Source organism: Mastigocladopsis repens PCC 10914 (genome assembly GCF_000315565.1).
Taxonomy (GTDB): Bacteria; Cyanobacteriota; Cyanobacteriia; order Cyanobacteriales; family Nostocaceae; genus Mastigocladopsis; species Mastigocladopsis repens.
In genome coordinates, this window is record NZ_JH992901.1 from 2,006,340 (window position 1) to 2,032,691 (window position 26,352).

General features: G+C 43.5%; 26 protein-coding genes. 9 read left to right on the forward strand and 17 right to left on the reverse strand.

Going from position 1 to position 26,352, the window contains the following annotated elements:
• Both MAS10914_RS29990 and MAS10914_RS29995 read left to right on the forward strand, forming a co-directional pair.
• Positions 1-1,658 (forward strand): tetratricopeptide repeat protein (locus MAS10914_RS29990; RefSeq protein ID WP_033365117.1); only part of this gene is annotated, 1,658 nt, incomplete at its 5' end.
• A 625-nt stretch (positions 1,659-2,283) separates the two neighbouring features.
• A complete protein-coding gene (locus MAS10914_RS29995) occupies positions 2,284-2,655 on the forward strand; it encodes a hypothetical protein (protein WP_017315992.1) in 372 nt (123 codons plus the stop codon).
• A 410-nt stretch (positions 2,656-3,065) separates the two neighbouring features.
• On the opposite strand, the gene MAS10914_RS35475 is transcribed toward MAS10914_RS29995, so the two are convergent.
• The 9 genes from MAS10914_RS35475 to MAS10914_RS0111080 form a co-directional block, all read right to left on the reverse strand.
• Positions 3,066-3,224, reverse strand: a complete 159-nt coding sequence (locus tag MAS10914_RS35475; RefSeq protein WP_232224143.1) for a hypothetical protein — start codon at positions 3,222-3,224, stop codon at positions 3,066-3,068.
• A gap of 20 nt (positions 3,225-3,244) precedes the next feature.
• Positions 3,245-3,478, reverse strand: a complete 234-nt coding sequence (locus MAS10914_RS0111045; RefSeq protein ID WP_017315993.1) for a hypothetical protein — start codon at positions 3,476-3,478, stop codon at positions 3,245-3,247.
• A gap of 21 nt (positions 3,479-3,499) precedes the next feature.
• Positions 3,500-5,758: a heavy metal translocating P-type ATPase gene (locus MAS10914_RS0111050; RefSeq protein ID WP_017315994.1), complete on the reverse strand. Its 2,259-nt coding sequence runs from the start codon at positions 5,756-5,758 to the stop codon at positions 3,500-3,502.
• Positions 5,759-5,808: 50 nt separating this feature from the next.
• On the reverse strand, positions 5,809-6,003 hold the full coding sequence (locus MAS10914_RS0111055; protein ID WP_017315995.1) for a heavy-metal-associated domain-containing protein: 195 nt from the start codon (positions 6,001-6,003) through the stop codon (positions 5,809-5,811).
• 572 nt (positions 6,004-6,575) lie between these two features.
• Positions 6,576-7,319, reverse strand: a complete 744-nt coding sequence (locus MAS10914_RS0111060) for a COG4280 domain-containing protein (RefSeq protein ID WP_017315996.1) — start codon at positions 7,317-7,319, stop codon at positions 6,576-6,578.
• Positions 7,320-7,364: 45 nt separating this feature from the next.
• Entirely contained in the window at positions 7,365-8,435 is a 1,071-nt protein-coding gene (locus MAS10914_RS0111065; protein WP_017315997.1) for an ABC transporter ATP-binding protein, read from the reverse strand.
• 43 nt (positions 8,436-8,478) lie between these two features.
• Positions 8,479-10,128: an ABC transporter permease gene (locus MAS10914_RS0111070; protein WP_017315998.1), complete on the reverse strand. Its 1,650-nt coding sequence runs from the start codon at positions 10,126-10,128 to the stop codon at positions 8,479-8,481.
• A gap of 102 nt (positions 10,129-10,230) precedes the next feature.
• Positions 10,231-11,241 (reverse strand): iron ABC transporter substrate-binding protein, encoded by a 1,011-nt coding sequence (locus MAS10914_RS0111075; protein WP_017315999.1) that lies wholly within the window; start codon positions 11,239-11,241, stop codon positions 10,231-10,233.
• A gap of 325 nt (positions 11,242-11,566) precedes the next feature.
• Positions 11,567-14,635: a beta-propeller fold lactonase family protein gene (locus MAS10914_RS0111080; protein ID WP_017316000.1), complete on the reverse strand. Its 3,069-nt coding sequence runs from the start codon at positions 14,633-14,635 to the stop codon at positions 11,567-11,569.
• A 387-nt stretch (positions 14,636-15,022) separates the two neighbouring features.
• Between MAS10914_RS0111080 and MAS10914_RS0111085 the strand changes: the two genes are divergently transcribed.
• The gene (locus tag MAS10914_RS0111085) at positions 15,023-15,736 is read left to right on the forward strand and encodes a DUF305 domain-containing protein (RefSeq protein ID WP_017316001.1); all 714 of its coding nucleotides are present in this window, start codon (positions 15,023-15,025) and stop codon (positions 15,734-15,736) included.
• Between the two features lie 79 nt (positions 15,737-15,815).
• Here MAS10914_RS0111085 and MAS10914_RS0111090 read toward each other — a convergent pair whose 3' ends face one another.
• Positions 15,816-16,052 carry a hypothetical protein gene (locus tag MAS10914_RS0111090; protein WP_017316002.1) on the reverse strand — a complete coding sequence of 79 codons (237 nt, stop codon included), beginning with the start codon at positions 16,050-16,052 and terminating at the stop codon, positions 15,816-15,818.
• 235 nt (positions 16,053-16,287) lie between these two features.
• Positions 16,288-16,461, reverse strand: coding sequence for a hypothetical protein (locus tag MAS10914_RS34100; RefSeq protein WP_156818132.1), 174 nt, complete (start codon positions 16,459-16,461; stop codon positions 16,288-16,290).
• Between the two features lie 46 nt (positions 16,462-16,507).
• On the opposite strand from MAS10914_RS34100, the gene MAS10914_RS0111095 reads away from it, so the two are divergent.
• The 4 genes from MAS10914_RS0111095 to MAS10914_RS34915 all read left to right on the forward strand — a co-directional run bounded on the left by MAS10914_RS0111095 (position 16,508) and on the right by MAS10914_RS34915 (position 20,589).
• On the forward strand, positions 16,508-17,011 hold the full coding sequence (locus tag MAS10914_RS0111095) for a 2TM domain-containing protein (RefSeq protein WP_017316003.1): 504 nt from the start codon (positions 16,508-16,510) through the stop codon (positions 17,009-17,011).
• 356 nt (positions 17,012-17,367) lie between these two features.
• Positions 17,368-18,237 (forward strand): polysaccharide deacetylase family protein, encoded by an 870-nt coding sequence (locus MAS10914_RS0111100; protein ID WP_017316004.1) that lies wholly within the window; start codon positions 17,368-17,370, stop codon positions 18,235-18,237.
• Between the two features lie 21 nt (positions 18,238-18,258).
• Positions 18,259-19,710 carry a DUF5009 domain-containing protein gene (locus MAS10914_RS0111105; protein WP_017316005.1) on the forward strand — a complete coding sequence of 484 codons (1,452 nt, stop codon included), beginning with the start codon at positions 18,259-18,261 and terminating at the stop codon, positions 19,708-19,710.
• 141 nt (positions 19,711-19,851) lie between these two features.
• The gene (locus MAS10914_RS34915; RefSeq protein WP_017316006.1) at positions 19,852-20,589 is read left to right on the forward strand and encodes a hypothetical protein; all 738 of its coding nucleotides are present in this window, start codon (positions 19,852-19,854) and stop codon (positions 20,587-20,589) included.
• Here MAS10914_RS34915 and MAS10914_RS30005 read toward each other — a convergent pair.
• Entirely contained in the window at positions 20,557-20,793 is a 237-nt protein-coding gene (locus MAS10914_RS30005) for a VOC family protein (RefSeq protein ID WP_017316007.1), read from the reverse strand. The two genes, MAS10914_RS34915 and MAS10914_RS30005, sit on opposite strands and share 33 nt — an antisense overlap.
• 152 nt (positions 20,794-20,945) lie before the next feature.
• On the opposite strand from MAS10914_RS30005, the gene MAS10914_RS35480 reads away from it, so the two are divergent.
• Entirely contained in the window at positions 20,946-21,632 is a 687-nt protein-coding gene (locus MAS10914_RS35480) for a serine/threonine-protein kinase (protein ID WP_026082484.1), read from the forward strand.
• Between the two features lie 106 nt (positions 21,633-21,738).
• On the opposite strand, the gene MAS10914_RS0111125 is transcribed toward MAS10914_RS35480, so the two are convergent.
• Entirely contained in the window at positions 21,739-22,362 is a 624-nt protein-coding gene (locus tag MAS10914_RS0111125; RefSeq protein WP_017316009.1) for an FMN-dependent NADH-azoreductase, read from the reverse strand.
• 186 nt (positions 22,363-22,548) lie between these two features.
• Between MAS10914_RS0111125 and MAS10914_RS0111130 the strand changes: the two genes are divergently transcribed.
• A complete protein-coding gene (locus tag MAS10914_RS0111130) occupies positions 22,549-22,902 on the forward strand; it encodes a winged helix-turn-helix transcriptional regulator (protein WP_017316010.1) in 354 nt (117 codons plus the stop codon).
• An 87-nt stretch (positions 22,903-22,989) separates the two neighbouring features.
• On the opposite strand, the gene MAS10914_RS0111135 is transcribed toward MAS10914_RS0111130, so the two are convergent.
• The 4 genes from MAS10914_RS0111135 to MAS10914_RS0111150 all read right to left on the reverse strand — a co-directional run bounded on the left by MAS10914_RS0111135 (position 22,990) and on the right by MAS10914_RS0111150 (position 26,313).
• Positions 22,990-23,385, reverse strand: coding sequence for a salt stress protein, Slr1339 family (locus tag MAS10914_RS0111135; RefSeq protein WP_017316011.1), 396 nt, complete (start codon positions 23,383-23,385; stop codon positions 22,990-22,992).
• Between the two features lie 192 nt (positions 23,386-23,577).
• Complete coding sequence (locus tag MAS10914_RS0111140) at positions 23,578-24,183, reverse strand: vWA domain-containing protein (RefSeq protein WP_017316012.1); 606 nt, start codon at positions 24,181-24,183, stop codon at positions 23,578-23,580.
• A 52-nt stretch (positions 24,184-24,235) separates the two neighbouring features.
• Complete coding sequence (locus MAS10914_RS0111145; protein WP_026082485.1) at positions 24,236-24,841, reverse strand: vWA domain-containing protein; 606 nt, start codon at positions 24,839-24,841, stop codon at positions 24,236-24,238.
• Positions 24,842-25,188: 347 nt separating this feature from the next.
• Positions 25,189-26,313 carry a site-2 protease family protein gene (locus tag MAS10914_RS0111150; RefSeq protein ID WP_017316014.1) on the reverse strand — a complete coding sequence of 375 codons (1,125 nt, stop codon included), beginning with the start codon at positions 26,311-26,313 and terminating at the stop codon, positions 25,189-25,191.
• Positions 26,314-26,352 lie beyond the last annotated feature (39 nt).

Here is a 26,352-nt window from a genome sequence, read left to right on the forward strand (position 1 = left end):
TTCTTACAGAGTTTTCCTTTGTTTGGGAGGCGCAGCAACGGGGTCAGAATTGGTATCGTATCCATGATTTGGTTCGACGCTTAGATTACGAATCAAATCAGGAAGAAATTAAAACAATTCATCAGCAGGCACATACAGAGTTAGAAACGTACTACCGCCAGCTTGGAGAAGTGGCAGAAGCGATTTATCATGCTAATCGCTTAGATTGGCAACGGGGTGTGAATGAGTGGGTAGAAAAGTTTGAGGAAGCTTTAAAGCAGAGTCGCTATGAGCAATGTCGCAGTTTATTAGAAGTTAGAAACGAGTTAATAATTCAAAGCATTTTTCAGTTAGGAAGAGTTTCATATGCTGAAGGTGATTACTTTGTCACATTATCTCTATATCAGGAAGCAGAACAGGAATATTTGGAAGCGATCGCTGCTTACGATCTACAACTGCGCCTGACTCCCGATGATACTGTAACTCACAACAACAAGGGGCTTGCGCTAGAAAGTTTGGCAAACCTACAGTCGAGCTTATCGCAGCACACACAAGCACTCTCTAGGTACGAGCAAGCGATTGCATCCTACGATACTGCTCTGACATATGCTCTCAATTACGTGGATGCTCACAACAACAAAGGGAATGCGCTACAAAGATTGGCAGACCTACACTCGAGCTTATCGCAGCACACACAAGCACTCTCTAGGTACGAGCAAGCCATTGCATCCTACGATACTGCTCTGACACTTGCTCCCAATTACGTGTATGCTCACAACAACAAAGGGCTTGCGCTACAAAGATTGGCAGACCTACACTCGAGCTTATCGCAGCACACACAAGCACTGACTACGTACGAGCAAGCTATTGCATCCTACGATACTGCTCTGACACTTGCTCCCAATTACGTCTATGCTCACAACAACAAGGGGCTTGCGCTACAAAGTTTGGCAGACCTACAGTCGAGCTTATCGCAGCACACACAAGCACTGACTACGTACGAGCAAGCTATTGCATCCTACGATACTGCTCTGACACTTGCTCCCAATGACGTGGGTGCTCACAACAACAAGGGGATTGCGCTAAAAAGATTGGCAGACCTACAGTCGAGCTTATCGCAGCACACACAAGCACTGACTACGTACGAGCAAGCTATTGCATCCTACGATACTGCTCTGACACTTGCTCCCAATTCCGTCTATGCTCACAACAACAAGGGGCTTGCGCTACAAAGTTTGGCAGACCTACAGTCGAGCTTATCGCAGCACACACAAGCACTCTCGACGTACGAGCAAGCTATTGCATCCTACGATACTGCTCTGACACTTGCTCCCAATGACGTGGGTGCTCACAACAACAAGGGGACTGCGCTAGGAAGATTGGCAGACCTACAGTCGAGCTTATCGCAGCACACACAAGCACTGACTACGTACGAGCAAGCGATTGCATCCTACGATACTGCTCTGACACTTGCTCCCAATTACGTCTATGCTCACAACAACAAGGGGGTTGCGCTACGGAAGTTGGGTAACTTACTTAAAGACTTATCTCATGATGATCAAGCCCTCCAGTGTTACCAAGCAGCATTGGTGTCATTTAACCGGTCATTAGATATCGCCCCAAATGATGACAAAATTCGGGATTTGAAAGAGCAGATGCAAAAACTGCTTTCAAGCTGACCCAAAATCATTTTAGGAGGAGCTTAAAGCTGTTTCTAAAGAATTGTAACCATAAACGAGTTCGCTGATTCTGAGTGAGTTGGCGCAGACGATCGCCATAACTGCTCACTGCATCAGGAAAATAGATCAAGTCGATTTCAATAAGCATTTAAGCATATTGCTTTCTCATTATGCTTAAATGCTTTCTCAAAATGCCTAATTGCTTTCTCATTTCAGTAGATTTAGCAAACAAAAAGGCATATTGCTTTCTCATTATGCTTAAATGCTTTCTCATTTCAGTAGATCGCGTACTCATTTCAGTAGATTTAGCAAGCAAAAAGGCATATTGCTTTCTCATTATGCTTAAATGCTTTCTCATTTCAGTAAATCACGTACTCATTTTAGTGTTTTCCGCAAGCAAAAAGGCATATTGCTTTCTCATTTCAGTAAATCATGTACTCATTTTGGTGTTTTCCGCAAGCAAAAAGGCATATTGCTTTCTCATTTCAGTAAATCACGTACTCATAACAACTATAACTATGTAGCAAAAGCCATTGCAGATTTAGCGGAATACTCTCAGGCTGATTAACAGGTCAGTTTTTTAAAGTAAAGAATATTAACCGTACTGTATGACAAGGTGTATATCATGGCTCGTAAAAAAAGAAGCTCCCAGGTGTTAGAAAAAGCAGTGCGTCGGGCGGCTGGCATCAACTCAATAGATCCGAATTTAGATTTAGGCAATGGACTCACCCAGCCTACCTTCTCAACTCTCATAGAGAGGATGCGAAGTAGAGAGAATGCATACAACAGTGCCCTTTCTAACCTGGATAAGTTATACAGTGAAATGCTCCAAGCAGAGCGCGAGTTGGCAGATATGGCAGAACATATGCTGTTAGGAGTTGCGACTCGATATGGCAAAAGCAGTGTGGAGTATGGCATGGCGGGAGGAGTTCCTAAAAACCAGCGCCGCAAGGGACTGCGAGGTGAGTCGCCAACTCCCAGTTTTGAGCAACTATAATTAGTTACCAGTGTGGACGGCAAGAATAGAAACAAACCAGTAGCGACAAGTTATATTATGTCCGGTAAATTGCTTATCATAAAACTTTTGTGTAGTAAGGACAAGAGTCCTTTTCCACGGGAACAACGACTAAAGTCCTTACTACAAATTTTCACACAATTATTCAACCGGACATGATATTAGGATGTGCGCTATAGCAATCCTAAATGATTTATGAAAAATCTTAAGTATTGTAGGGTGGGCAGTGCTTATCGTATTTTGCTGACTACATCCGGGTTTTGCGTTCGCACTGCCCACCTTACGTGTCGTTCAAAAATCAAATAGGAGTCCTATAGTACTCAAAATTTTGTCAAGCCCAAATACAAAAGACATCTCCGAAAAAGAATGTAGAGACGCGCCATGGCGCGTCTCTACAAAGGTTGTAGACAACGCACAATTAATTTCTGGAGATGTCTAAATAATTGCGTAGACGCAAAGCGGCTTGTCATAGACATTGCCCGAAGTATAGCGATCGCATCGCCGCATAACCCCGCCATGTGATGCTGTAGTCGCGGGATGTACGCTTCCATCACTGGAAAGTGAGGTTAAACTAGGCTTTGCCGCCTTGGGTTTTACTCAAAAGAAACCACCACAGTTCTAATCCAATTAACGCTCCTCCACCCAAAGTTACAGCAATTTTTAATACCAAAGGTTGCTCAATGCGACGAAATTGACTGGTATTCTCTGGCGAATGTGCTGGCATTTGCGCTTGGGCTACGCCTGATGTCATAGCAAACAAAAGTCCCGCAGCAATGCTTCCTAAAATTTTACTTTGGTTCAACATTTACTAGACATCTCCATTAAATTAGATAGGTTTGGGACGGAAGTTGCGTAAACGCAAAGCATTAGTAACAACAGACACAGAGCTAAAAGCCATCGCGCCTCCGGCAATAATCGGGTTGAGTAACCAGCCAAAGACGGGAAACAAAATTCCGGCAGCAATGGGAATCCCAATAACGTTGTAAATAAAGGCAAAGAAGAGATTTTGGCGAATGTTGCGAATTGTGGCGCGGCTGAGTTGAATCGCGGTGACAATGCCTTGTAAGTCTCCAGAAATGAGTGTGATATCGCTGGCGGCAATTGCAACATCTGTGCCTGTGCCAATGGCAATTCCCACATCTGCCTGAGCCAACGCAGGTGCATCATTGATCCCATCACCTACCATTGCCACCAGTTTTCCTTCTGCTTGTAACTGTTGTATTGTTTGGGCTTTGTGATCAGGTCGAACTTCAGCAAAAACCCGAGTAATACCAACTTGTTGAGCGATCGCCTCAGCGGTTTTGCGGTTATCTCCTGTCAACATCACAACCTGTAAACCCATCTTACGTATAGCTCTCACAGCAGCTTCACTAGAAGGTTTGAGGGCATCAGCAATACCCATTAACCCTTGCATTTCACCATCTATGGCAATCCAAACAGCAGTTTTCCCTGAAGCTTCCAAAGCATCTTTGTGTTTTTGGAGGGTATCAGTATGAATTCCCAATTCTTGCATCCAGCGTTGTGTGCCAATTTGTACCAATTGCTCAGAAACAATAGCTTGCACGCCACTCCCGGCAATTGCCTCAAATTGCTGCGCGTCAAGCAAATCCACTTCTTGTGATTGAGCATACCTTACAACTGCTTCAGCCAAAGGATGCTCAGAATTTCTTTCAACCGATGCGGCTAACCGCAACAGTTTTAACTCATTACGATCTTTAGTACCGTTGACAGTGACATAATCGGTGACAGTGGGTTTACCTTGTGTCAAAGTTCCAGTTTTATCCAGCACAATTGTTTGAATTTTGTGTGCTAGTTCTAAACTTTCTGCCCCTTTGATTAAAATACCGTTTTCTGCTCCTTTACCTGTACCCACCATCACAGAAGTGGGTGTCGCTAAACCCAAAGCACAGGGACAAGCGATAATCAACACACCGACTGTTGTCATCAGGGCAAGTGTCAAGTTACCCATGATGTTAAACCAGATAATGAAAGTCGCGATCGCAATAGCAATGACCGCTGGCACAAACCATCCTGTCACAGAGTCTGCTAATCTTTGAATAGGAGCTTTTGAGCCTTGAGCTTGTTGCACGAGTTGGACAATTTGAGCCAAAACGGTATCTTTTCCTACTCTCGTTGCCTGGAACTTAAAGCTACCCGTTTTGTTAATTGTCGCTCCTATAACTTCGTCTGATGGTTGCTTCTTAACTGGTACACTTTCGCCCGTCACCATAGACTCATCAACGGTAGAAGAACCTTCTATCACTTTGCCATCAACGGGAATTTTTTCACCCGGACGAACCAAAATCACATCCCCAATTTGAACTTCTTGAATGGGAACAGCAATTTCTTTACCATTACGGATGACTCTGGCATCTCTTGCTTGTAAACCAATGAGTTGGCGAATGGCATCACTCGTCTGACCTTTAGCACGATTTTCTAGAAGTTTCCCCAGTAGAATCAGTGTGATAACGACTGCGGCTGTTTCATAATACACCTCTGGCATTAACCCTTGATTGATTAAGAAACTGGGAAAAAGCGTCGCAAACAAAGAATAGAAATACGCGGCACTCGTACTTAGTGCAATTAGGGTATCCATTGTTGCAGCATGACGTTTCAAGGCTTTCCAGGCATTTATATAAAACCTGTATCCACACCAAAACTGTACGGGTGCAGTCAGTACCAATTGCAACCATTGATTAGACAGCCAAGTTGGAATGAAGGGCAAGACAAGTCCTGTCATCATTGGCAGCGAACCAAGTACAAGTATGATACTGATAATGCCTCCTACCCAAACTTTGCGGGTAAGGTTGCGTTCTTCAGCACTCCGGGAAGCTTTTTCGGCATCCGATTCTCCCGTGATCATTTCTTGTTCTTGCAGAGAATAAGCTGAGTATCCTGCATCCTCTACAGCTTGCTGAATTGTTTCTAAACTCGTTTTTCTTGGGTCATACTTGATAGTCGCTTGTTCTGCACCAAAGTTGACGTTACCATCAACGACTCCAGGAACAGAGAGAATCGCTTCTTCGACATTTCTAGCACATGAGGCACAACTCATGCCTCGCAGTTTCAGTGTGAGGGTATCCATTTTGCGAACTCCTTCGCACCCTTTCTAAAAAGAGTGGTAGATGTTAAAAATTAGGCAACTGTATATCCTGCTTGCGTAATTGCTTCCTTGATTGCTGTATCAGAAGCGCTACTTTCCACTGAGACAATTTTGGTTTTAGAATCGGCTTGAACTATAGCATTGGAATCAATTGCTTTAACAGCTTTGGTGATAGTGTCTGCACAAGCAGAACAAGCCATATTGGGGACTTGAAGTTGTCGTGTCATAATGCCAATTGCTTGATATTTAAGAGTATGTACTCACGAGCAACACAGTCTTATTGCATCGTGTTTTATCTTGAATTTATCTTAAATTCTCTAGTCAGCTAGAGGGTCAAGAGGAGTTGAGTCAGTTTTTAAAGGAAATTTAAATAGACTTCTTGCAAAAATATAATTAATGGATATTTAGAACCGCAGATGCACGCAGATAAACGCAGATAAATTATCTGTGTCCATCTGTGTCCATCTGTGGTTTTTTTCAGAAAATTGACTTTTGCAAGAGGTTTAATAATAATGCTGCCCCCTCACTTCCCTAAAGGGTAGTTAAGTCGGGCAGCATAAATGACAACAGAATTCAGAAGTCATACCATTTCACGTTAATCCCGATACATTTCAATTCTGTAGAGACGCGCCATGGCGCGTCTCTACACTACAGATTTGTATCAAGAATTTCGTGAAATGGTATCAGAATACAGAAGTAAAACAGTCTTTATACCTGGTTTTGAGACTAATGAATGAGTGCAAGAGTTCTATTGGTGTCCGGCTAAAACTTCTGGTTTTATCAGCAACCGTATTGCCTTTTAACTGACAATTTCCTCTGGCTTGTGCAACCCAACTCGCCAGCGCAAAAATGTAGCAGTCATAGCCATGAAAGAACCCCAAGCAAAGGGTAACCAGATAATTGCCCAGTCGCCACCAGGCAACTCTACATTCAGTCCTTCACACAGCCAGTAGATGCCAAATCCCATCAGCAGCATTGCAGCTACAAACTTCATTGCCTTGACTGGCACTTTATTAAGTGGGGTTCTAAATAAGAATGCAACCACAACTAACCCAAATGCCGCTATTATTGCACCACTAATAGATTCTATCCATTTGCCACCTGTAGCACCTAACGTGACGACTGCGATCGCCACCTCTACACTATCCAACAGCGCACCCTTGAAGGTGGTGACAACAGCAAACCAGTTCCAGCCAGATTGGTCGCCTTCGCTTGCCAGTTTCGCTTCCAGCCTCTCTTCTTCGTCATCTCCACGCTTTTTCTTAGGAATGCCGCCATAGTACTTAACAACTGATCGCGTCCACTTCTGCCCAAATGCCAGCAGAAAACCTCCCGCAACAATCCTCAAAATATCTATAGGGATAAGCGTTAAACTTTTCCCGAAGATGAGCGAGACAAGCACAGTCAAACCAATGCCACTGCCTGAACCAACTAGGGCATTACGCCAGCCTGCTACCCTACCAACCACGATGACTATGCCAAGAATTTCGACCAATTCAATCAAAGATCCCGCAAAACTGGCAAGAAAGATTTCCCAATTCATAAAATTTCAGACCTCACAGTTATGGTTTATTGTTATCCAACACCTTTAAAATGCAGTTGCCTTAGCAGTGGGAAAAATTTTCAACGAATGCCCAACCACAGACAACTTCACTCGTGTATGAATTGGCAGGGCTAGGGTGGCTGGTGTTCGTGCATATAACTTCTTCCCAGAAGGAGTTCGCAAGCAGTACCGATAGTCGCGACCCAAAAAGCGGCGCGTCTCAATTGCAACTGAACCATTCTGATCTGGCTGCAAAATGATGTCCTCTTCTGGGATCATCAAATCTCCTTTGTCTGCAAAAGGATGAATATTGTCTTTGGAATCCTGTTGCAGTGCAAAACATCCAATCTCAGTTTCCCATAGATGTCCTCTACGCCTAGCTGGAAGAAAGTTTGCTTGGGTAACAAACTCCGCGACAAAGCGAGAGGCTGGATGTCGGTAAATTTCTTCTGGCGTTCCTATTTGCTCTAAGGAACCTTGGCGCATGACTGCAACTTGGTCAGCGATCGCCAGTGCTTCTTGTTGGTCATGAGTCACAAAAATACCTGAAATCTCCTTTGCTTTGAGAATTTCTAACACTTCCTCCCGCAATTTCAGCCGCACTTGTACATCTAAATTGCTCAGTGGTTCATCCAATAGTAAGAGTTTAGGTTGTGCAGCTAAAGCACGGGCAAGTGCTACCCGCTGTTGCTGACCACCAGACAACTCGTGAGGATAGCGCTTTTCCAGTCCTGTGAGTCTCACCAATGCCAGCAACTCTGCCACCCGTTCCCGCCGAATGGTTTTAGCAAACCGCAAGCCAAAAGCAACATTCTCTGCTACTGATAAATGTGGGAATAAGGCATAGTCTTGAAATACGATCCCCACATACCTCTGCTCTGGTGGAACCCACTTACCATGACCTGCGACAAGCTGCCCAGCGATTTCCACAGTTCCCGCTTGCGGTGATTCAAATCCGGCAATAATTCGCAGGAGCGTGGTTTTCCCGCATCCAGAAGGTCCAAGTAACCCCAGCACATCTCCTGGTGGCAATGCCAAAGTTACCCTATTAACAACAGGGGCAGCTTGGGAAAACTTTAGAGTCACATTCTCCAAACGTAAAATTGCCAATGGCATCATAAAACGCGCTCAACCTCCTTTCACTGATAACTGAACACTGTTAATCAACCTCCCTTTGCAAGCTACGGCGTGCCTCTATCGAGAGTGTTTTGTAGCGACTTTGAGACAACACCAACAACGTAGAACTCATCGAAATCACCAGCATGACGAGTGCGCCAGCAGCAGCATCACTGTAGGAAACACTCTCAGTCGCTTTCCAGATATGCGTAGCTAGGGTATTAAAGCCAATTGGAGCTAAGAGCAACGTTGCTGGTAATTCCTTAATTGCTGTCAGAAACACCAAAGCTGCTCCACCTAGCACCCCCGGACTCACAAGTGGCAACGTAATTTCTATCAGAGTTTGCCAAGGAGTTCTGCCTAAACTTTGTGCCGATTCTTCTAATTGGGGGTTGACTTGAAGCAGCGAACTTCTTACAGTTCCTACAGACTGGGAAACAAATAACACCAAGTAAGCAAAGACCAGCATTGGCAAAGTTTGATACAACCAAGGCAGGTAATTTGCTCCCCAAAATACGAGGGACAATGCCACCACAATTCCAGGTAAGCCAAAGCCGATGTAGCTTGTGCGCTCAATGGCGGTCGTGATGCGGCTTGGAAAACGGACTGAGAGGATTGCCACTGGCAAGGCGCAAAGGGTGGATATTATCGCTGCTAATCCCGCCGCTACCGTCGAGTGCCAAGCTAATTGCATCAATTGTGGTAAAGATACAATCTCATCCACCGCTGTGCCTGTGAATCCTCGCACTAGCCAGAACAAAATGACACCTATTGGTAACAATAAACCCAGGCTAGCCACGGCGAAGCAAAACAAAATTGCAGGCACTTTCCAAACACCGAGATGAATCAATGCTGGCAGACGGTAGGACTTAGTATTACGACTGTAGTAGGCAGATCGGGATTGTGCTTTGTATTCTAACCACAACAGCAGCAATACCAAACCCACTAGCATCAAAGCGTAAGCCGCCGCTTGATTGCGATCAAATGTATATCTGTATTGCAGAAAAATGACTCGCGTAAATGTATCAAACCGCATCACTGAAGTTGTCCCAAAATCCTGCAAGGCATTTAAGGCGACTAGTAATCCCCCTGCCACAATTGACGGACGCAAAGCAGGCAGTATGATACGAAAAAAGGTTTCCCGTTGGTTATAACCCAAACTCTTTGCAGCTTCCTCAATTGCTGGATCGATGCCTTGCCACCCAGCCTGGATACTCAGCAGTAAATATGGATAGGAAAACAAAGTGAGTCCCAAAATTGCTCCAGTCCAACCGTAGATTTCTGGTAACTGCTGCACTCCCAAAGGTTCTAGCCAAAGTTGCAACAAGCTACCCTTTGGTCCAAAAGCAGCAATCAAGGCAAAACCACCTACATAGTCAGGCACTGCCAGAGGTAAAGTGGTAGCAATCAGCCAAAATCGCCGCCAAGGTAAATCCGTCCTTATTGTGAGAAACGCTAGTGGCAATGCGATCGCAGTTGAAAATAAAGTACTTGCCACGGCTATGCCAACGCTGTTTAGTAAGACTACAAGCGTGCGAGGACGCGAGACTAAGGCAAATAACTGTTCTTTGCCCACACCAGCCGTCCTGATCACTAGGTAAGTCAAAGGCAGCGCGATCGCCAAAGCCGTCAGTAAGGCTGCGCCTACAAGAAACAAAGGTGGCTGATGAGTTTTTCTGCCTCTAACTTGCATAGCTTCTGGTAGGGATCACAGGAAGTGGAGGAGTGGAGGGGGTGAAGGGAGTGGAGGGAAAAAAGAGATTCATTAGACTTCCCCCTGTCCCCCCGTCCCTATTTACAACACACCTGCTTCTTGGAGCAATGAGAGCGTTCCTTTCAAATCTGATAATTTGCTCAGATCAAGCTGAGGAGATTGCAGTTGCTCAAGTGGAATTTGCTTTTGCGATACTGGAATACCTTTTACCAACGGATACTCGTAAAACTCCTGAGTGAGGTACTTTTGCACCTCTGGGTTAAGCATATAAGCAACAAACTTTTCCGCATCACTTTTTTGGTCGGTTGTATTTAGCACTGCTAAACCTGCCACGTTAATTAATGCTCCCGCATCACCGCGTGTATGATGGATTGCTACGGGAAAGTTGGGATCGTTTTTGGTAAATCGATATAAATAATAGTTATTCACTAGCCCCAAAGCGATTTCTCCCCGTCCCAAAGCCTCAACAATGGCACTATTGCCGCTATAAGCTTTGGCGTCATTACCTTTCATTGCTTTTAACCACGCTAGGGTTTTTTGGTCGCCTTGCATAAGCCGCATGGCAGTTACAAATGATTGGAAAGAACCATTTGTAGGTGACCAGCCGACTTTACCGCGCCACTTGGGATCGGTTAGTTGCATGACACTTGTTGGGAGTTCGCTAGCTTTGACAAGCTTAGTGTTGTAATCAATCACCCGCGATCGCCCAGAAATGCCAACCCATTGCCCTGCGGGAGAGCGAAATTGCCGCTCAACTTTGTTCAGTAACTGAGCAGGGAGAACCTGGGTTCGCCCTTCCTTGGCGACAGCTCCCAAGGAACCTGCATCTTGAGCGTAAAACACATCAGCACGGCTATTTTTGCCTTCTTCGAGCAGAGCGATCGCTAATTCTGTGGAGTCGCCATAGCGCACCTCAATAGGTATCCCCAAATCTTTCTCAGCTTTTTGAATCAGGGGACGCATAATTTTTTCTTCTCGCCCTGAATAAATTGTTAGCGTTTTCGGCGCAGCTTGTGCCGCAATTTCCACTCCCCAACCTAAAAGTACAGCAGCAATGACAAATGAGATTTGCCCCACTCGATTTAGCACCATTAATCAAGCTCCGATTCCAGTTCAGCGTTATAGACAACGATTGTGAGATCTATTGTTAGATTGCAAGTATGTCAAAAATTAACAGATATTTTCAGTAAGGACAGGTTATATCAAGGCATGAATTAAGTTAACTTTGGGCAAGCAATAGGTTAAGAGTGATTAGAGATTGGGTTGTGTTGCCCCTAGTACCTCACTAAGGCAACGCCTGCTAGGTTCTAGACAAAAGATGTATGTAGTAATCACTTTAGTGATTACTACATACCCCGTATTAGCTTAAAGCTTAACAGGATAAGGCTTTTAGGCTATTTCCACCTTGAGGACAACGTTAATTTGCTAGAGCAGAAAGGTGGGTGTCACTCAAACGCCATTTGTCGAGCAGTTGCGCTCGATTTTCGCGGAGGTTGTTATGACTGCGCTCTGTTGGATAAGGCATATTGTCGCCTTTAATACCAGCCCATAGCACACGGTTAAATTTCTCAGGATCAAGCTTATCTTCAACTCCAAAAAAGAAGTTTTTGGTTGCTTGCGCCCACCAGGATTTGTTATGTCGGGAGGGAATAGCTGCGCTCTTTTGTGCATTGGGATCTTTGCAAGCTGGTACGAGGCTTGGATCTACAGGCTCGCGGCACAAGTTACCAGGCACAACAGCTGTGTAAGAAGTAAAGTCGGGCTGTCTAGTGAATGCATCCGACATCGGCGTGGCATTGGCATCATTAATGCCTAGGTAGCCAATCCCCAGTATATCCTCCATTGTTCGCAACATACTGACAGTGTTGTAGTTGGTGCTGACAAGGACTTTTCGCTTAGTGTAAGGTGAAATGACATAAGCGACAGAGCGATGACCATCGACGTGGTCAGGTCCGTTCTGAGAGTCATCTTCAATGACAAAGATGGCTGTGTCTTTCCACAAAGGTGACTTGGAGATTTTTTCCACTAGTAAGCCAACAGCATAGTCATTATCAGCCATTTGCAACTCGGCAGTATTCAAACCAGCCACAGCGCTGTTGAAGTTACCAAAGTGGTCGTGATGCAGACGTACCAATGATAAGTTGGGCAGCTCATTCTTCTCCAGATAGCTATCAATGTCGCGTGCCCATTCGTTGTACAAATAAATATCTGGGTGCTTCTGGTCGTAACCTCGGAAATAGATGTCAGTTTTATCCTGCAACACGACCTTGGCTACTGGTGACTGGGGAATGTTATCAGCAAAAGGTGTTGGGGAAATGGGGATGTAGAGTGGGTTATTGGGATCGGACTTTGTGGGATCGACTTGCGCGTTACTGGTACTGTAATAGGCGAGATCGATGAAGAAGCCGTAATTGCGGACAGTTTTGCCAGCACGCAGCGCTGCATCCCACAGATAGCCACCAACTGCATCTGAATCTAGTTCGCCATCGCCTTCTGGAGCGTTAACGTCTTTGGAACCAGGCAAAATGGAAGAATTACCAGAAGAATCGAGAATTTCCGTAACCCGTGTACTCAATTGTGGTGTAGGTTTAGAGGAATCTGGTAATGCAATGTTGATGTTACGGTTTGTGCCCTCGTAGTCGTAGGTGAGACCGTCACTATCGGAGGAGTTGCCATAGGACACCGACTGAGTTTTCTCAGTGTAATCTGTCGTTCGTCCATAGGTAGACCAGTTCCAGCCCACGCCACTTGTTTCACCACTATCATAGAAGTTATCAAAAGTGACAAAGTCCTGTGCTAGCTTGTGATGATTAGGAGAAATCGCTTGTGGGAATAAAGTGAGTTCTGGGTCGCCGTTACCAACAGATAAATCGCCGAGTACTTGGTCGTACGTACGATTTTCTTTAACTACGTAGATAACGTGCTTGATCTGGTTACGCAAGAAAGCCATCGTTGGGTCGGGACGACGGTTTTTGAAACCGTTATTTTCGTCTACTTGCTCCGATAGAGAAACCAGAGTGCCAGCATCTGGAACTGGAATTACCGCAATGCCTGCTTTTTCCAGCGCCCAGTTATATTCGTTTCTAAACGTTGTGTTACGGGCTGTCCCTGCTGTCGTAGTTCTGCTGTTAGAGGGGTTGGGACCAGCATTGTCTTTAGCATTGACGACGTAGAGTGTTGTACCATCGTCACTCACACTGACGGAGTTGGGATACCAGCCTGTGGGAATGCGCCCAATAACCCGACTGTTTCTCAAGTTCACCACCGCTACAGCATTTTCACCGCCCAAAGTGACGTAGAGGGTTTTACCATCAGGGCTGAAAGCAAGAGAGTTTGGGTTGCCACCTTTGTACTTATCCCTGGGTCGAGATAAGTTGATGATTTGTACGACCTTATTACTACTTGTGTCGATGACGGAAACTGAGTCACTGTTGCCGTTAGCCACATACAGTAGGCTTTCATCAGGTGAAAGTCTTATTTTGTTAGGTTGGCTACCTACAGAAATGCGGGTTACTGCCTGAGTCGTAACGTCAACAGCCAATACTTCGTCGTCGCGCTGGCTGCTTGCAAAGACTTTAGCAGCGGCGCCGCTTTTTGTACTCTTAATTGCAACATAAAAGGGAAACTCCCCTGTTGCGACTTTGCTACCTGGTACAAAAAACTTTATTTCTTGGAGTACTTGCCGGGTGTCAGTATCAACAATCGACACAGAGTCGTTTTGAAAGTTAGCAGCTACTAAGGTTTTGCCGTCTTTACTGACGGCAAGTCCTGCCACAACTGCGCCTGTTGTTATTTGTTGTGATCCTGCTGCCGCTTGAGCTGGGGAATCTTTTAACAGCCCACCATCATACTTAGGAAAGGGTGCAGTTTGGTCTGTGTTGTGACCTAGAAGGATGAAGGGTGCATCTGGGACGAACTGACTACCGTCGTTTTTGTAAACGTAGATGCGATCGTCAATCCCGGCTGAGACGTAGAAGCGCTGATTGTCTGGTGCCCAAGTCAAACCATTGTAAGTGTTAGGAATGTTAATTTGTTGTTTCTTAACCAAATTACCGCTGCTGATATCAAACACAAATACCCATTCTGCCTTCCGGGTTGTGATGGTACTTGGCAACCCTGTCTGAGGGTCTAACACTGGATAAGTAAAGTATTCGCCGGTTTTTTCATCCCGGAAATTCAAGTTATAGCCGCTTGTCAGAACTAGTAGGGTTTTGCCGTCTGAACTGAGGGCAGTTGTTACAGCTTCGGCTGCGGCTGCATTATCATCTGAGCGCCGATCAGTATCAAGGATTGTAAAAGTGGAACCTGGTGCAGCTGTTGGCGTCACAACTTGACCTGTAGGTAGTAATGCTGCACCATCAGAAAGGTCACCAACAAGACTAGTAGTAGCAAGCCTAGCGCTGGCTAACTGGATACCACTTACTACTATGACCGCTGCTACCAGCAGGCTGAGTAAGAGATATCGTTTACGCTTGAAATTTTGCATTTGCTGTTCTTAAACAGAAAACTTCAGGTCTTACAAAGCAAATATTCCTATTTTTTGGTTAAGGACAAAGTAAGGTGAGGTTACCTAAAGGAATTGAGCTTGTTACAAATGGTTAAAATTCACGTACTAATATTTTTTTTTGAGATTTGCAAGCCGCTAATGGCATGAAGAGTATTTCCTACTAATTAAATAGTCAGATTTCATGCTGATTTCATTTACGTCTGTATAACTGTTTTAGGAGTAAAAAGGATTTCATCCCAATTTCATTTTGGTTTGCAATACTAAACATTTGGTACAGTTCTTGCCTTAATGGTCAGCTACTTTGACAAGGTAGTTGACACTCTAGTTAACTAGAGATTTCAAAATAGTAGAAGAACACTTCCTTAGATGAATGTCGAATCTATGCAAGCTATTTCTTGGAAAACTGGTTTTTTTGCATTCACATTTGTTGCACTTGCATCCCTAACAGCTTGTTCTACAACTGCTTCCCAAAATCAAGCCCAAGCCCCAAATACCACTACCACTGAGGCTAACGACAAGCAGCAGATGAACCACGGCGGCGGTATGCATCATGGTAGTAGTATGAATCACAGCATGGATTTAGGTCCAGCAGATGAATATTACGATTTACGGTTTATTGATGGGATGAGGTTGCATCACCAAGGAGCAATTGCTATGGCAAAAGAAGCCGAGCAAAAATCTCAACGCCGTGAGATTAAGAGTCTGGCACGCAATATTATTGTTTCTCAAAATAGAGAAGAAAATGAGCTGTTGCGGAAATGGCGACAAGCTTGGTATCCCAAAGCTAGCGCAGAACCTGTCGCCTATGGCGGCGAAGGTAAACCTGTAGCACCAATGTCAAAAGAACAACAGAAAAGTATGAAAATGCTTGAGGATTTGGGATCTGCTGATGCTGAATTCGACATGCGCTTTATGAATGCAATGATTGTTCACCATGAAGGTGCTGTGGAAATGGCTAAGGATGCCTTGAGTAAATCCAAGCGTCCTGAGATTAAGCAATTGGCTCAAGAGATTAGGACTTCACAACAGACAGAGATTGACCAAATGAAGAAGTGGCGACAAGCTTGGTATAACAAATAGGCTCCCTTAATCAACACTTTTTCAACCTAATTTCATTTCTCAATGCAAGACTAGGAAGTGTGTGCATCTTCAACGCGGACTAATACAAAATAGCAATTGCAACTCCTTGTCGTATACAGCGCTTCTCATCTGAATAAAGTACTAATTTATCTGTGTCCATCTGTACGCCAGTCGCCACAACGGGGGGAACCCCCCGTGCCTCCTGCGGAGGAGCTTTGCTAACGCGTAGCGTGCGCTTTGCGCTCAGTTTGCCCGGAGGGAAACCCTCCTTGCAACTTCTCTGTGCAAGGCGCTGGCTCGTCCATCTGTGGTTCATTATTTCTTTGTGTACCTCACTCAGTTGCAAACCGCTGTATAAGGAATTAAACAGAGGAAGGTTGGTTTAGCAACCTTCCAAATTCCAGATTTGTGGTACTTCCCTAACTCACCATCACATCACCAGCTATATTTGCTAGTCTAAAAATATAGCAATCCTATTTGAGTTGTGAGATTTTTCGTGTTCGCGCAGCCTCTGGGATACGAGAAGGCTGTCCTTAGTCATTCGTCATTTTTCATTTGTGAGAAACCACAAATGATTTAGGACTGCTGTAGTAGGGAGAGCATTGCTGATGTGATGCTGTCAGAGGGAGCCGCGTTCTGCGCCAATGCCCAACGGGCGGCGTAGCCAGTCCGCAGGACTTACGCGCAGAGCGCCCGCCGTAGGCGATCGCATAGTGGTAATGCATCTATAGGACAAAAGTTTATTATTGAAAGAAATAAAAGAAAAAGACTATGGCAGCTTTTGAGACTAGAGTAACCCGGACTTATAGCCAAGAAGACATACAGCAAATTCTCAATCTGGCGATCGCCACTGAAGCTGACGACAAAGACAAAGAATTCTCCTATGAGCAACTGCTAGAAATTGCCGCAGAATTGGAAATCTCCCTAGAGACACTTAAACAAGCAGAACGAGACTGGCTGGAACAACAAGGAGAAATACAACATCGGCAAGCTTTTAACACTTACCGCCAAAGTAAATTCAAGAAGCGTTTTGGTAATTATGCAATTGTCAATGCCTTTTTGTTGTCCGTGGATCTACTGCGTGGTGGCGGTCTTTCCTGGTCACTGTACATTTTGCTATGCTGTGGATTAGCGGCAGGTCTTGATGGCTGGAATACTTTTCAAACTAAAGGCGAAGAATATGAACTCGCTTTCCAGCGGTGGCGTCGCAAGCATCAGGTGAAAAAATTCTTCAACACATTTGTGAATAAATGGCTTAAGGCATGGCAGATTTAGAATAAGCAAAAAGACAGACAACAAAGACGAGCCAAACTTGAGGCAAAAGGCACTATTTATCGTAAACTTAGATACATTACTTAAATTTCCTGGAGACAGGTTATAGGCCTCCTATGAATTAGTACGGTCTATGCGCCTTCCACTGTCAATGCATCTTTTGGCTGTGATGGGTTGTGTAGCCTTGATGCTTCCGAATATGCGGTCATGGAGGCTGAATAGTGGCAGACAACATGAAGAAAGCGCTTGTCAAGCGAAGCGTGATACTTCTATACGCTGTACCACTAGTTCATAACTAGTTAAATTAAGAGAAACCTGGCTCTGTTTCCAAGCAGATTAGCTCAATTGAATGAATCAAAGTGAACTCTCAAACAAATAAAAATTTTTCCTTACGTTTGGTTCTAGTTGTTATAATTCTTTTTTCTGTTCTAAATTTAATTTTCACTGTACCTGTCATTCCTATTTTGGGGTTTCATGGCATCATTGATGCTAAAACTTCTGCCCCTCAATCGTCTCTAGGAGTGATGCATTACCCCAAGCAAGATTTAGAAAAAATTCTAGAGTATTTAATCCGTAATAATTATTGGTTTTTAACAACTCAGGATTTATATGATTTTTTCTTAAAAAAATCAAAAAAAGTTCCTAAGGAGCATTTGAACCAAAAGCCTATCCTAATTTCATTTGATGATGGTTATAAAACAGTATACACGAATTTACTACCCATTTTGAGTAAGCTCGAAGAGAAATATGGGAAGAAAGTAAAAGTTGTCTTATTTATCAATCCAGCCACTTTAGATCGGCAAAGGAGTACCGCTTCAATTCACATAGGATGTCAGGAATTGAGAGATGGCTTGAAAAAAGGTTTTTATGATATTCAATCTCATGGATTGAATCATAAAAACTTAACGTTACTGACTCGTGAGGAATTAATTAAGGAACTATTGCAAGCCCAGATTAAACTGAGAAAATGTACATCCGACTTAGACCCACAACAAAAAGTAGCATCTCATTTTGCATACCCTTATGGAGCTTATAACAAACAGGTGCAATACTATGCATCTAAATATTATTTATCAAGCTATCTATACGATAATAAAATCCTAGATTACGGCTGCTTAAAAAACTACTATGAAATTCCTCGTATACCGATAAACGGACAAATCTCATTTCAACAAATGCTAGAAATAGCTGAAGGATTTCATCAAACAAAGAGTAGATCAAAATGCTAGAACTTAAAATGGGTAAGTTCTATGGAACAAAAGAATACTATCACTGTTACCAGCCCCAAACGCGCCTATGCTTTAGATGCACTGCGCGGATTTGCGATTTTAGGAATGGTGTTATCAGGGACTATAAGGTACAAGATTTTGCCAGCTTGGATGTACCATGCTCAAGAGCCGCCACCTACCCATACTTTTAATGCTAATCTGCCTGGGTTAACTTGGGTAGATACTGTATTTCCAATTTTCTTGTTTTGTATGGGAACAGCTATTCCCTTGGCGCTATCGAGTCGCCTTGCTCAAGGATTCACTACAAAACAAGTTCTTTTATACATTTTTAAAAGAGGGTTTTTGTTAGGAATATTTGCGATATTCCTTCAACATATTAGACCGTTTACGATAAATCAAAAACCAACCGAACAAACATGGTGGATAGCTTTGTTGGGTTTCTTGATACTTTTTTTGATGTTTGTTCGGTTGTCTGTAAACCTCAAATTTAGGCAGTTCACAAAATGGATTTCCCTTGGTGCTTCCATAGCAGCAATTATCCTCGTCTCTTTTCTCCGATATCCAGATGGAAGTGGATTTTCGCTTTCAAGGAGTGATATTATCTTAGTCGTCCTGACAAATATGGCGGTTTTTGGTTCACTAGCCTGGTTTTTTACTAAGAATAATTTGTTGTTACGTCTAGGATTTTTAGGCTTATTGATTGCTCTACGGCTATCAGCTATTGTTAAGGAAAGTTGGATTGCTGTATTTTGGAAAGCATCGCCTGTTCCCTGGATTTTTCAATTTGATTATTTGAAGTATTTGTTTATTGTTATTCCTGGGACAGTTGCAGGAGATTTAATTCTAACTTGGCTGAAAACACCAGTCCTCAAAGAGGGAGATGAGGAGATTAAACAAAACTGGAATAAACCCCGTTTTTATTGCATCATTCTATTAATGCTAGCTATTTCTTCGGGTCTATTGATTGGTTTACAGGCTAGATGGGTATGGCAAACAACGTTACTAAGCGCAGTTCTTGGTTTAATCAGCGGGTTTTTATTTGTCAATCCATCTAATGACACGGAAAGATTACTGAAATCATTTTACCAATGGGCTGTTTATTGGTTAGCACTTGGTTTAGTCTTTGAACCGTTTGAGAATGGAATTAAGAAAGACCCCTCTACGTTAAGTTACTACTTTGTTACCACGGCGATCGCACTGTTTCTCCTGATTACCTTCACTATACTCATAGATATTTTTAAACACAGAAAATCTCTTCAATTGTTAATAGATAATGGGCAAAATCCGATGATTGCCTATGTCGCGTTTGCTAATTTTCTGTTGCCCATTCTTAGATTAACTCAACTTGAACCGTTCATTTTACAGTTTACACAGACCCCCTTGATAGGTTTTTTGAAAGGTGTGGTTTATACGTTAACGATTGCGTGTTTTGTGAGTTTATTTACCAGGTTGAAGCTTTTTTGGAAAACGTAAAATTGTATTACGTACTAATATCTCTTTAATAGATTTGTGATATATTTAACGCCTCAGTATGACTTGTGATAGTTTGAGGTCATAAATTGACAAATAACTGAAGCTTCAAAGCTTCAAGTTGTGATATGAGGAGATGCATCAATGCCAATCACTATAAGAACGAGAATAAATACAACTTTCAAGCAAGACTGGAGAGAACAAGCACCCAATTTAGCAGAACAAGACAAGTATGAAGCTAAAACATCTCAGCAATTTCGCGTCTCGTCTATTGATCGCAATACCCAAAGATATGGTGGCGACCACTGGAAAGTGACGTTCGTGCAGCCACTTCAACCTAATCAAGGACAAGCTAAGAGTACGTGGTACGTTTATGTACCTCATGTACAATTATCAGAAGCTCCATCAACCTCAGCCACTCTCAGAGCGAGGATAAATACAACTTTCAAGCAAGACTGGCGGACACAAGCACCCAATTTAGCAGAACAAGACAGGTATGAAGCCAAAGCATCTCAGCAATTTCGCGTCTCGTCTATTGATCGTAATGCCCAAAGATATGGCGGTGACCATTGGAAAGTGACGTTCGTGCAGCCACTTCAGCCGAATCAGGGACAAGCTAAGAGTACGTGGTACGTTTATGTGCCTCATGTAGTCTATGAATCATCTGTTGCCAAGTCTAACATGGAGATAGCACCAAGTGGTAGCAACAAATACATAACCCAGGAGCTACTGCACCAAATAAATAGGAACGCCTCTATCGAAGCTGTGAGCAACGTAAGCTTACTTTGTCCCTCCTCTGTTTTTCTCCTGTGCTTTCTCTGTACTTGCGTACCTCGTTTGAAAAACTATCTAAAAACTATACGTCTCCATTTCCTGCGCTAAATTCAAAGGTGCAACGATCGCTTGATGCTTCATCTCTCCCGAAGCGTCTCTAGGCAAAAGCCACATAATTTCAAACTCATTTCCATCAGGGTCATGTCCATACACTGATTTACTAACACTGTGGTCGCTTGCACCCACAAAGCAACCATATTCTTTTAGCAATATAGCTGCTTGGGCTGCTTCCTTTCCTGTAGCTGGTTTCACTTGCGTGTTGTACTTGAAAATAATTCTTATTCCAAGATAGTACGAACACAAAGGAAATGCTAGGGGATAAGGGTGTAAGCTATTTATGTATATAAGGTTTTTGCTCTTGCATGGCGCTTGGTTACAGCGAAGCTACTTTCAAGGAACCCGGTATGGATGGAGCGCACATAAATCGGCTGATAAAGAGTATCCACCAAGAGTTACTTCCCAACTTCCGGATTGAGAGCGTCGATCCCCACAACCCGGTGGAAGTCCGCCATCTCCCCAACCCCTGGCAGCTTCTCGGGGCGGGGAACTACGCGGCAGTGGTCTATCACCCTGACTATCCAGATCAGGTGGTAAAGATTTACGCGCCCGGACGCCCAGGCTTCTTTGAGGAGGTGGAGGTTTACCGCCGCCTGGGTTCCCACCCTGCTTTCTCCGAGTGTCTGTACGCTGGAGATGGCTTCTTAGTCCTGAAGCGGCTGCGTGGAGTGACTCTCTACGACTGTATGCACCTTGGTCTAAGGATTCCAGAGCAGGTCATACGGGACATCGACTCTGCCCTGGACTATGCCTGTGGGCGTGGTCTCCACCCCCATGACGTCCACGGGCGCAATGTGATGATGCACAAAGGGAGAGGACTGGTTGTGGACGTTTCAGACTTCCTCCATGAGGAGAACTGCTCAAAGTGGAATAACCTGAAGAAGGCATACTACTGGCTGTATCGCCCTCTCCTCTCCCCGCTTCGGCTCCGTTTGCCCTACTTTGTTCTAGATGTTGTCCGCAGGAGCTACCGCCTCTTGAGCCGCTTAACTTCACGCCTAAATCAGCTCTTGCGCCCACGGAAGTTGCCTTAGATAAACCGAACAATATACATCTGATTTTTGGTACTCTGTCTATCGGGACTTGACAAAAGTGCCGACACTATTAAGATGGTGTCGGCAACAGCTGCAAGATATGAAATTACCAACTAGTTACAGCTTGGGCGATCGCCTCATCTGCTTTTGCAAAAGACTGCTCGCGAGCGTGATCATCCGCGCTGAGGTCTTCCACATTAATGAATGTAATATCTGTAATTCCCAGAAAACCAAAAACCGCTCTCAAGTAGGGTTCCTGATAATCGTATGGTGCAGCAGGACTTCCTGGTGAAAAGTTACCACCCCGAGCTGTGACAACTAGCAACTTTTTGCCGTCAACCAACCCCTTGAAGCCGCCTTGCTCTGTGATAGCGAAGGTGCGACCAACGCGAACAATTTGGTCAATGTAAGCTTTGAACGCAGAGGGTACGTTAAAGTTATACATCGGCACACCAAAGACATAGAGGTCAGCTGTCAAAAACTCATCAACTAAAGTATCAGACAATTCAATTGCCTTAGCCAGTTCGGGTGTGCGAGCATTTGGTGGTGTAAAAGCGGCTGCAATCCAAGATTCGTCTACATGGGGAACTGGATTGTGACCTAAATCCCGGTAGGTCACTGTATCTCCAGAATGGGTGTTTTTCCAAGCTGTGATGAACTCACCAGAGAACTTGCGCGAAAAAGAACGTTCTCCACGAGGACTAGAGTCAATATGCAGAATATGTGTCATGAATCAATTCCCAATAGCAAATGAGGGTTTTGGGGTTGGTCATTAGGCTTGTAGCTACGCATAAACGCAACTATGAACCAGTCCCTTTGTTAGCAGTTAAATTTTTTATCCGTACTAACTTTAAACTAAGTAAAGTTAACATGGAAAGTAGGCACTTAAAAGTAAGGTACTTACCTAAAAGAAACTATGAAAGCTGAAGCGGAAAACCATAGCAGACTGACTTGTGAGGTGGAAACCACGCTAAAGGTAATTGGTGGACGCTGGAAGGTTTTGATTATTAGAGAATTGATGGATGGTGTGAAACGCTTTGGCGAATTACAGCGAGGTTTAGATGGAATTACTCAAAAAATGCTGACCCAGCAACTTAGGGAGATGGAGGAAGACGCGATTATTCATCGAAAAGTTTACCCACAAATTCCTCCAAAAGTCGAATATTCATTAACGCCTTTAGGAGAAAGTCTTCAACCAATCCTTTATGCAATGCATGAATGGGGTGTAAAGCACGTATCTCAAATAAATAGTAAAAAGGGAAATATTTGATAACTACACTTTTTTAGAAACACTCTCCTTATCAATTATAAAGCACACAATACTAAGTAAATCATAAGATTGCTGAAATTTTAACATTTATTCATTCGTTTGTAAATATTCGATTGTAGCCTCTAATTTGGAGGGATATCCTTCAGCAAATCTTTCAAACCAAAGCCCTTCTGATGAAAGCGGGTCTAATTTAGCTAGCCAATCTTTGGCTTGATTTTTCAATGCCTCCAACTTTTTAGCCTTAAGTTGTTCTTGTCTAATTTGCTCTTGTTCTAGTTCTTGCTGTCTTTGCAATTTTTCAGCTAAATCTTGTTGCTCAAAATCAGCTTTGACTTCTGCTAAAAGGCTATCTATTAACGATTCTGATTTTGATGGCGGTTTGCTGACTGGTTTTGCTGAGGTGGGCTGAGGTGAATGCAGTTCGGGTTTTTGTTCCTCGTATTCAGCTTTCAGTTCAGCGAGAAGTTTGTCCATGGAATCCATGATGTTAAATCCTTAGTACAGGATTGCAAAAGTTGGTAACGAAATGAAGATGATGCATATCGTTCGTAGTCAGCACCAAGAGTGCTAAAGCACTTACTACAAATTAAAACGCCACGAATTAATGCAAAGCTGTACTTAGTACTACTGCACATTCAGTTTGCTCCTCAATTCAGTCCAAAGTTAGGGAGATGCTTAGTCATTGATAGCATTGAGTAGGACTTCTGATAAACTCATATCTTCCATGTCATCTATAGTGATGGTGTCGCAGATATCGAACTTTGCACCTGCTCCTTGTAAATCATCATCCAATACCTTAAGAAAGCGAGTCGCCTGTGAGTCTGTACCTACTTGAATAAAAGAAATAGCAAGTTCTTCATCGCGGTCCATGCGCCGAGAAACTTCAATAATCACCTTCATGACTGCTTTGCGGTCATCTGGTTCACCATCAGTCACAACTAAAATAGTTTCACCATTTGGCTTAGTTTGACCAGCAGCTTTGCGTTGAAAGTAGTTATCAGTTGCGTGTTTCAAAACACCAGCCAAGTCAGTTGTACCAGAGGGGTCATTTTCTTGGAAAATTTGCATCACCTTGCTTGATGTCACATTTTCGTAGCGCTTGAATTTTCCAGAAAATAGATAAACAGTGATACCATCTGGGTCAAGTTGCTCGCATTTACTCGCTAAGGCGAAGGTCGATTCCTGTGCAGCAGCCCATCTGCTTCTCCCACCCTTTTGGTCTGGGGTTGCCATGCTGCCGCTTTTGTCAATAATTAAGGTATAATCACGATTTTCTAACATTTTTATATTCTCCATATTTATCATTAGTCATTTGTCTAAAACCAATGACTAATCAATCAGTAACTGCGTTCATCAACACATCAGCGAGGCTCATATCTTCCATATCATCCAAAGTGATTGTGTCGCAGATGTCAAATTTAGCACCGATACTTTGCATTTGGTCATCTAAAGCTTTGAGAAACTTAGTTGCTTGGGCATCTGAGCCTACTTGAATTATAGAAATTCCCAATTCTTCATCGCGTTCCATCTGGCGAGATGCTTGAATGATCACCTCAAATACTGCTTTGCGGTCATCTGGTTCGCCATCGGTAATAACTAGAATTGTTTCGCCATTCGGCTTGGTTTGACCAGCAGCTTTGCGCCGAAAATAATTATTGGTTGCGTCTTGTAGTACACCTGCTAAATTCGTTGTGCCAACCGGGTCATTTTCCAGAAATACCTGTGCAACTTTTGCTGAAGTTACATTTTCATAGCGTTTAAATCTACTAGAAAAGACATAAACAGTGATGCCGTCAGGGTCAAATTGCTCACACTTTCTTGCTAGAGCAAGTGTAGATTCTTGGGCTATCTCCCATCTACTTCTACCACCTGCTTGGTCAGGAATGGACATGCTACCGCTCTTATCAAGAATTAAGGTGTAATCTCGGTCACTCATCATAATGTTCCTGTGATTGTTACCCTGTTGTTCTAGTCTAGCTGTTGGGTTGTAGTACGGTATCTCCTGGCGATTGTTTGTAACAATAACTTATAGCGCTTCTCACTTGAATGAAGTACAAATTTATCTGTGTGCATCTGTGTGCATCTGTGGTTCATTATTTCTTTGTGTACCTTACCCAATTGCAAACCGCTATAATTTAAAAACTATTTTATACCATCGACATTGGTACTATAACGTATTTTTACGTTGCATCAATGTTTGACAATTATGACAGAGAAATTATAGAGCAACTCAAAAACCCGGTTTCTTTAAGAAACCGGGTTTGGAGTGTGTCAAAATAATCTACATTATGCAGGATTCGCTTGCACTCTCCTTTGAAGGAGGTTGATAATTGAAGCTTTTTCTAGAAGTCCAACGAGTATCCCGTTGTCACGAATCACGGGAAGTGCAGATAACTTCTGTTGTTCTAAAAGCTGCACCACTTCCAACAAGGGTTTATCAGATTCCACAGTGGGAAACTGTTCTACTGGTCGCATGACTTCTCGGATTTGAGTTTCTGACCACAGTCCTGTGTTGATGGTGCGCAAATCTTCAACTGATATTGCTCCTACCAATTGTCCACTCTCATCAGTCACTAAAAACCGACTCCAGTTTTGCCAACTCAAGATACGCTCGTCAGCAAACTCTCTCAGGGTTAGATGAGCAGACACAATTGGACTCTCAAGTGTGATTGCATCGGCTGCTGTTAAACCTGTAAGCTGTTCCTGTACTCTGGCAAACTGAGCTGCATTCCCTGCATTTTGCAGTAAGAAGAAACCGACTAACGTGTTCCAGAAGCTAGCAAAACTACCAGATAATATTAGTGGGAGTAAACCAGAAGCTATGGCGACCCAACCAAATATTTGCCCAACTCGACTGGCAAAAACCACACCTTTATAAGGATTGCCTGTAAGCTTCCAAACAATAGCTTTCAGTATATTTCCGCCATCTAGAGGCAAGCCTGGAATGAGGTTAAACAGAGCTAATGCCAGGTTAATATAAGCCAGTACACCAAGAATCGCTGCCAATGGTCCTGTTGGAGCAGCCACAAAACCAATAGTTGTAAGTGTGGCGAATAGCAATAGGCTAACTAGAGGACCCGCCACTGCAACCCAAAAAGCTTCAGATGGGGTTTTCGACTCTCTTTCTAAGCTTGCTAACCCACCAAATATGAATAGTGTGATTGATTTGACATCTATTCCCTGACGAATAGCAACAAAGCTATGTCCTAATTCATGAGCAACAACAGAGGAAAATAACAAGAGCGCTGTCAGCAATCCTAGTGGTAAAGCTAATCCCCCTCCAAGTTGGGGAAATTGCGCCGCTAGTCCACTGCTATAGCTTAAAGTCACTAGGAACAGGATTAAAAACCAGGACGGATGGATGTAGAAGGGAATCCCAAAGAGATTGCCTACGCGAATAGTCCCGTTCATACCGTTCACCTTTGATTTCAATTTGCAGAGGTTTGGTTT

What these genes read in the sequence shown, in the direction of transcription:
- MAS10914_RS29995 (WP_017315992.1), top strand. Translation starts at nt 2,284, where the DNA reads ATGGCTCGTAAAAAAAGAAGCTCCCAGGTGTTAGAAAAAGCAGTGCGT.
- MAS10914_RS35475 (WP_232224143.1), bottom strand. Translation starts at nt 3,224, where the DNA reads ATGGAAGCGTACATCCCGCGACTACAGCATCACATGGCGGGGTTATGC.
- MAS10914_RS0111045 (WP_017315993.1), bottom strand. Translation starts at nt 3,478, where the DNA reads ATGTTGAACCAAAGTAAAATTTTAGGAAGCATTGCTGCGGGACTTTTG.
- MAS10914_RS0111050 (WP_017315994.1), bottom strand. Translation starts at nt 5,758, where the DNA reads ATGGATACCCTCACACTGAAACTGCGAGGCATGAGTTGTGCCTCATGT.
- MAS10914_RS0111055 (WP_017315995.1), bottom strand. Translation starts at nt 6,003, where the DNA reads ATGACACGACAACTTCAAGTCCCCAATATGGCTTGTTCTGCTTGTGCA.
- MAS10914_RS0111060 (WP_017315996.1), bottom strand. Translation starts at nt 7,319, where the DNA reads ATGAATTGGGAAATCTTTCTTGCCAGTTTTGCGGGATCTTTGATTGAA.
- MAS10914_RS0111065 (WP_017315997.1), bottom strand. Translation starts at nt 8,435, where the DNA reads ATGCCATTGGCAATTTTACGTTTGGAGAATGTGACTCTAAAGTTTTCC.
- MAS10914_RS0111070 (WP_017315998.1), bottom strand. Translation starts at nt 10,128, where the DNA reads ATGCAAGTTAGAGGCAGAAAAACTCATCAGCCACCTTTGTTTCTTGTA.
- MAS10914_RS0111075 (WP_017315999.1), bottom strand. Translation starts at nt 11,241, where the DNA reads ATGGTGCTAAATCGAGTGGGGCAAATCTCATTTGTCATTGCTGCTGTA.
- MAS10914_RS0111080 (WP_017316000.1), bottom strand. Translation starts at nt 14,635, where the DNA reads ATGCAAAATTTCAAGCGTAAACGATATCTCTTACTCAGCCTGCTGGTA.
- MAS10914_RS0111085 (WP_017316001.1), top strand. Translation starts at nt 15,023, where the DNA reads ATGAATGTCGAATCTATGCAAGCTATTTCTTGGAAAACTGGTTTTTTT.
- MAS10914_RS0111090 (WP_017316002.1), bottom strand. Translation starts at nt 16,052, where the DNA reads ATGAACCACAGATGGACGAGCCAGCGCCTTGCACAGAGAAGTTGCAAG.
- MAS10914_RS34100 (WP_156818132.1), bottom strand. Translation starts at nt 16,461, where the DNA reads ATGCATTACCACTATGCGATCGCCTACGGCGGGCGCTCTGCGCGTAAG.
- MAS10914_RS0111095 (WP_017316003.1), top strand. Translation starts at nt 16,508, where the DNA reads ATGGCAGCTTTTGAGACTAGAGTAACCCGGACTTATAGCCAAGAAGAC.
- MAS10914_RS0111105 (WP_017316005.1), top strand. Translation starts at nt 18,259, where the DNA reads ATGGAACAAAAGAATACTATCACTGTTACCAGCCCCAAACGCGCCTAT.
- MAS10914_RS34915 (WP_017316006.1), top strand. Translation starts at nt 19,852, where the DNA reads ATGCCAATCACTATAAGAACGAGAATAAATACAACTTTCAAGCAAGAC.
- MAS10914_RS35480 (WP_026082484.1), top strand. Translation starts at nt 20,946, where the DNA reads ATGGATGGAGCGCACATAAATCGGCTGATAAAGAGTATCCACCAAGAG.
- MAS10914_RS0111125 (WP_017316009.1), bottom strand. Translation starts at nt 22,362, where the DNA reads ATGACACATATTCTGCATATTGACTCTAGTCCTCGTGGAGAACGTTCT.
- MAS10914_RS0111130 (WP_017316010.1), top strand. Translation starts at nt 22,549, where the DNA reads ATGAAAGCTGAAGCGGAAAACCATAGCAGACTGACTTGTGAGGTGGAA.
- MAS10914_RS0111135 (WP_017316011.1), bottom strand. Translation starts at nt 23,385, where the DNA reads ATGGATTCCATGGACAAACTTCTCGCTGAACTGAAAGCTGAATACGAG.
- MAS10914_RS0111140 (WP_017316012.1), bottom strand. Translation starts at nt 24,183, where the DNA reads ATGTTAGAAAATCGTGATTATACCTTAATTATTGACAAAAGCGGCAGC.
- MAS10914_RS0111145 (WP_026082485.1), bottom strand. Translation starts at nt 24,841, where the DNA reads ATGATGAGTGACCGAGATTACACCTTAATTCTTGATAAGAGCGGTAGC.
- MAS10914_RS0111150 (WP_017316014.1), bottom strand. Translation starts at nt 26,313, where the DNA reads ATGAACGGGACTATTCGCGTAGGCAATCTCTTTGGGATTCCCTTCTAC.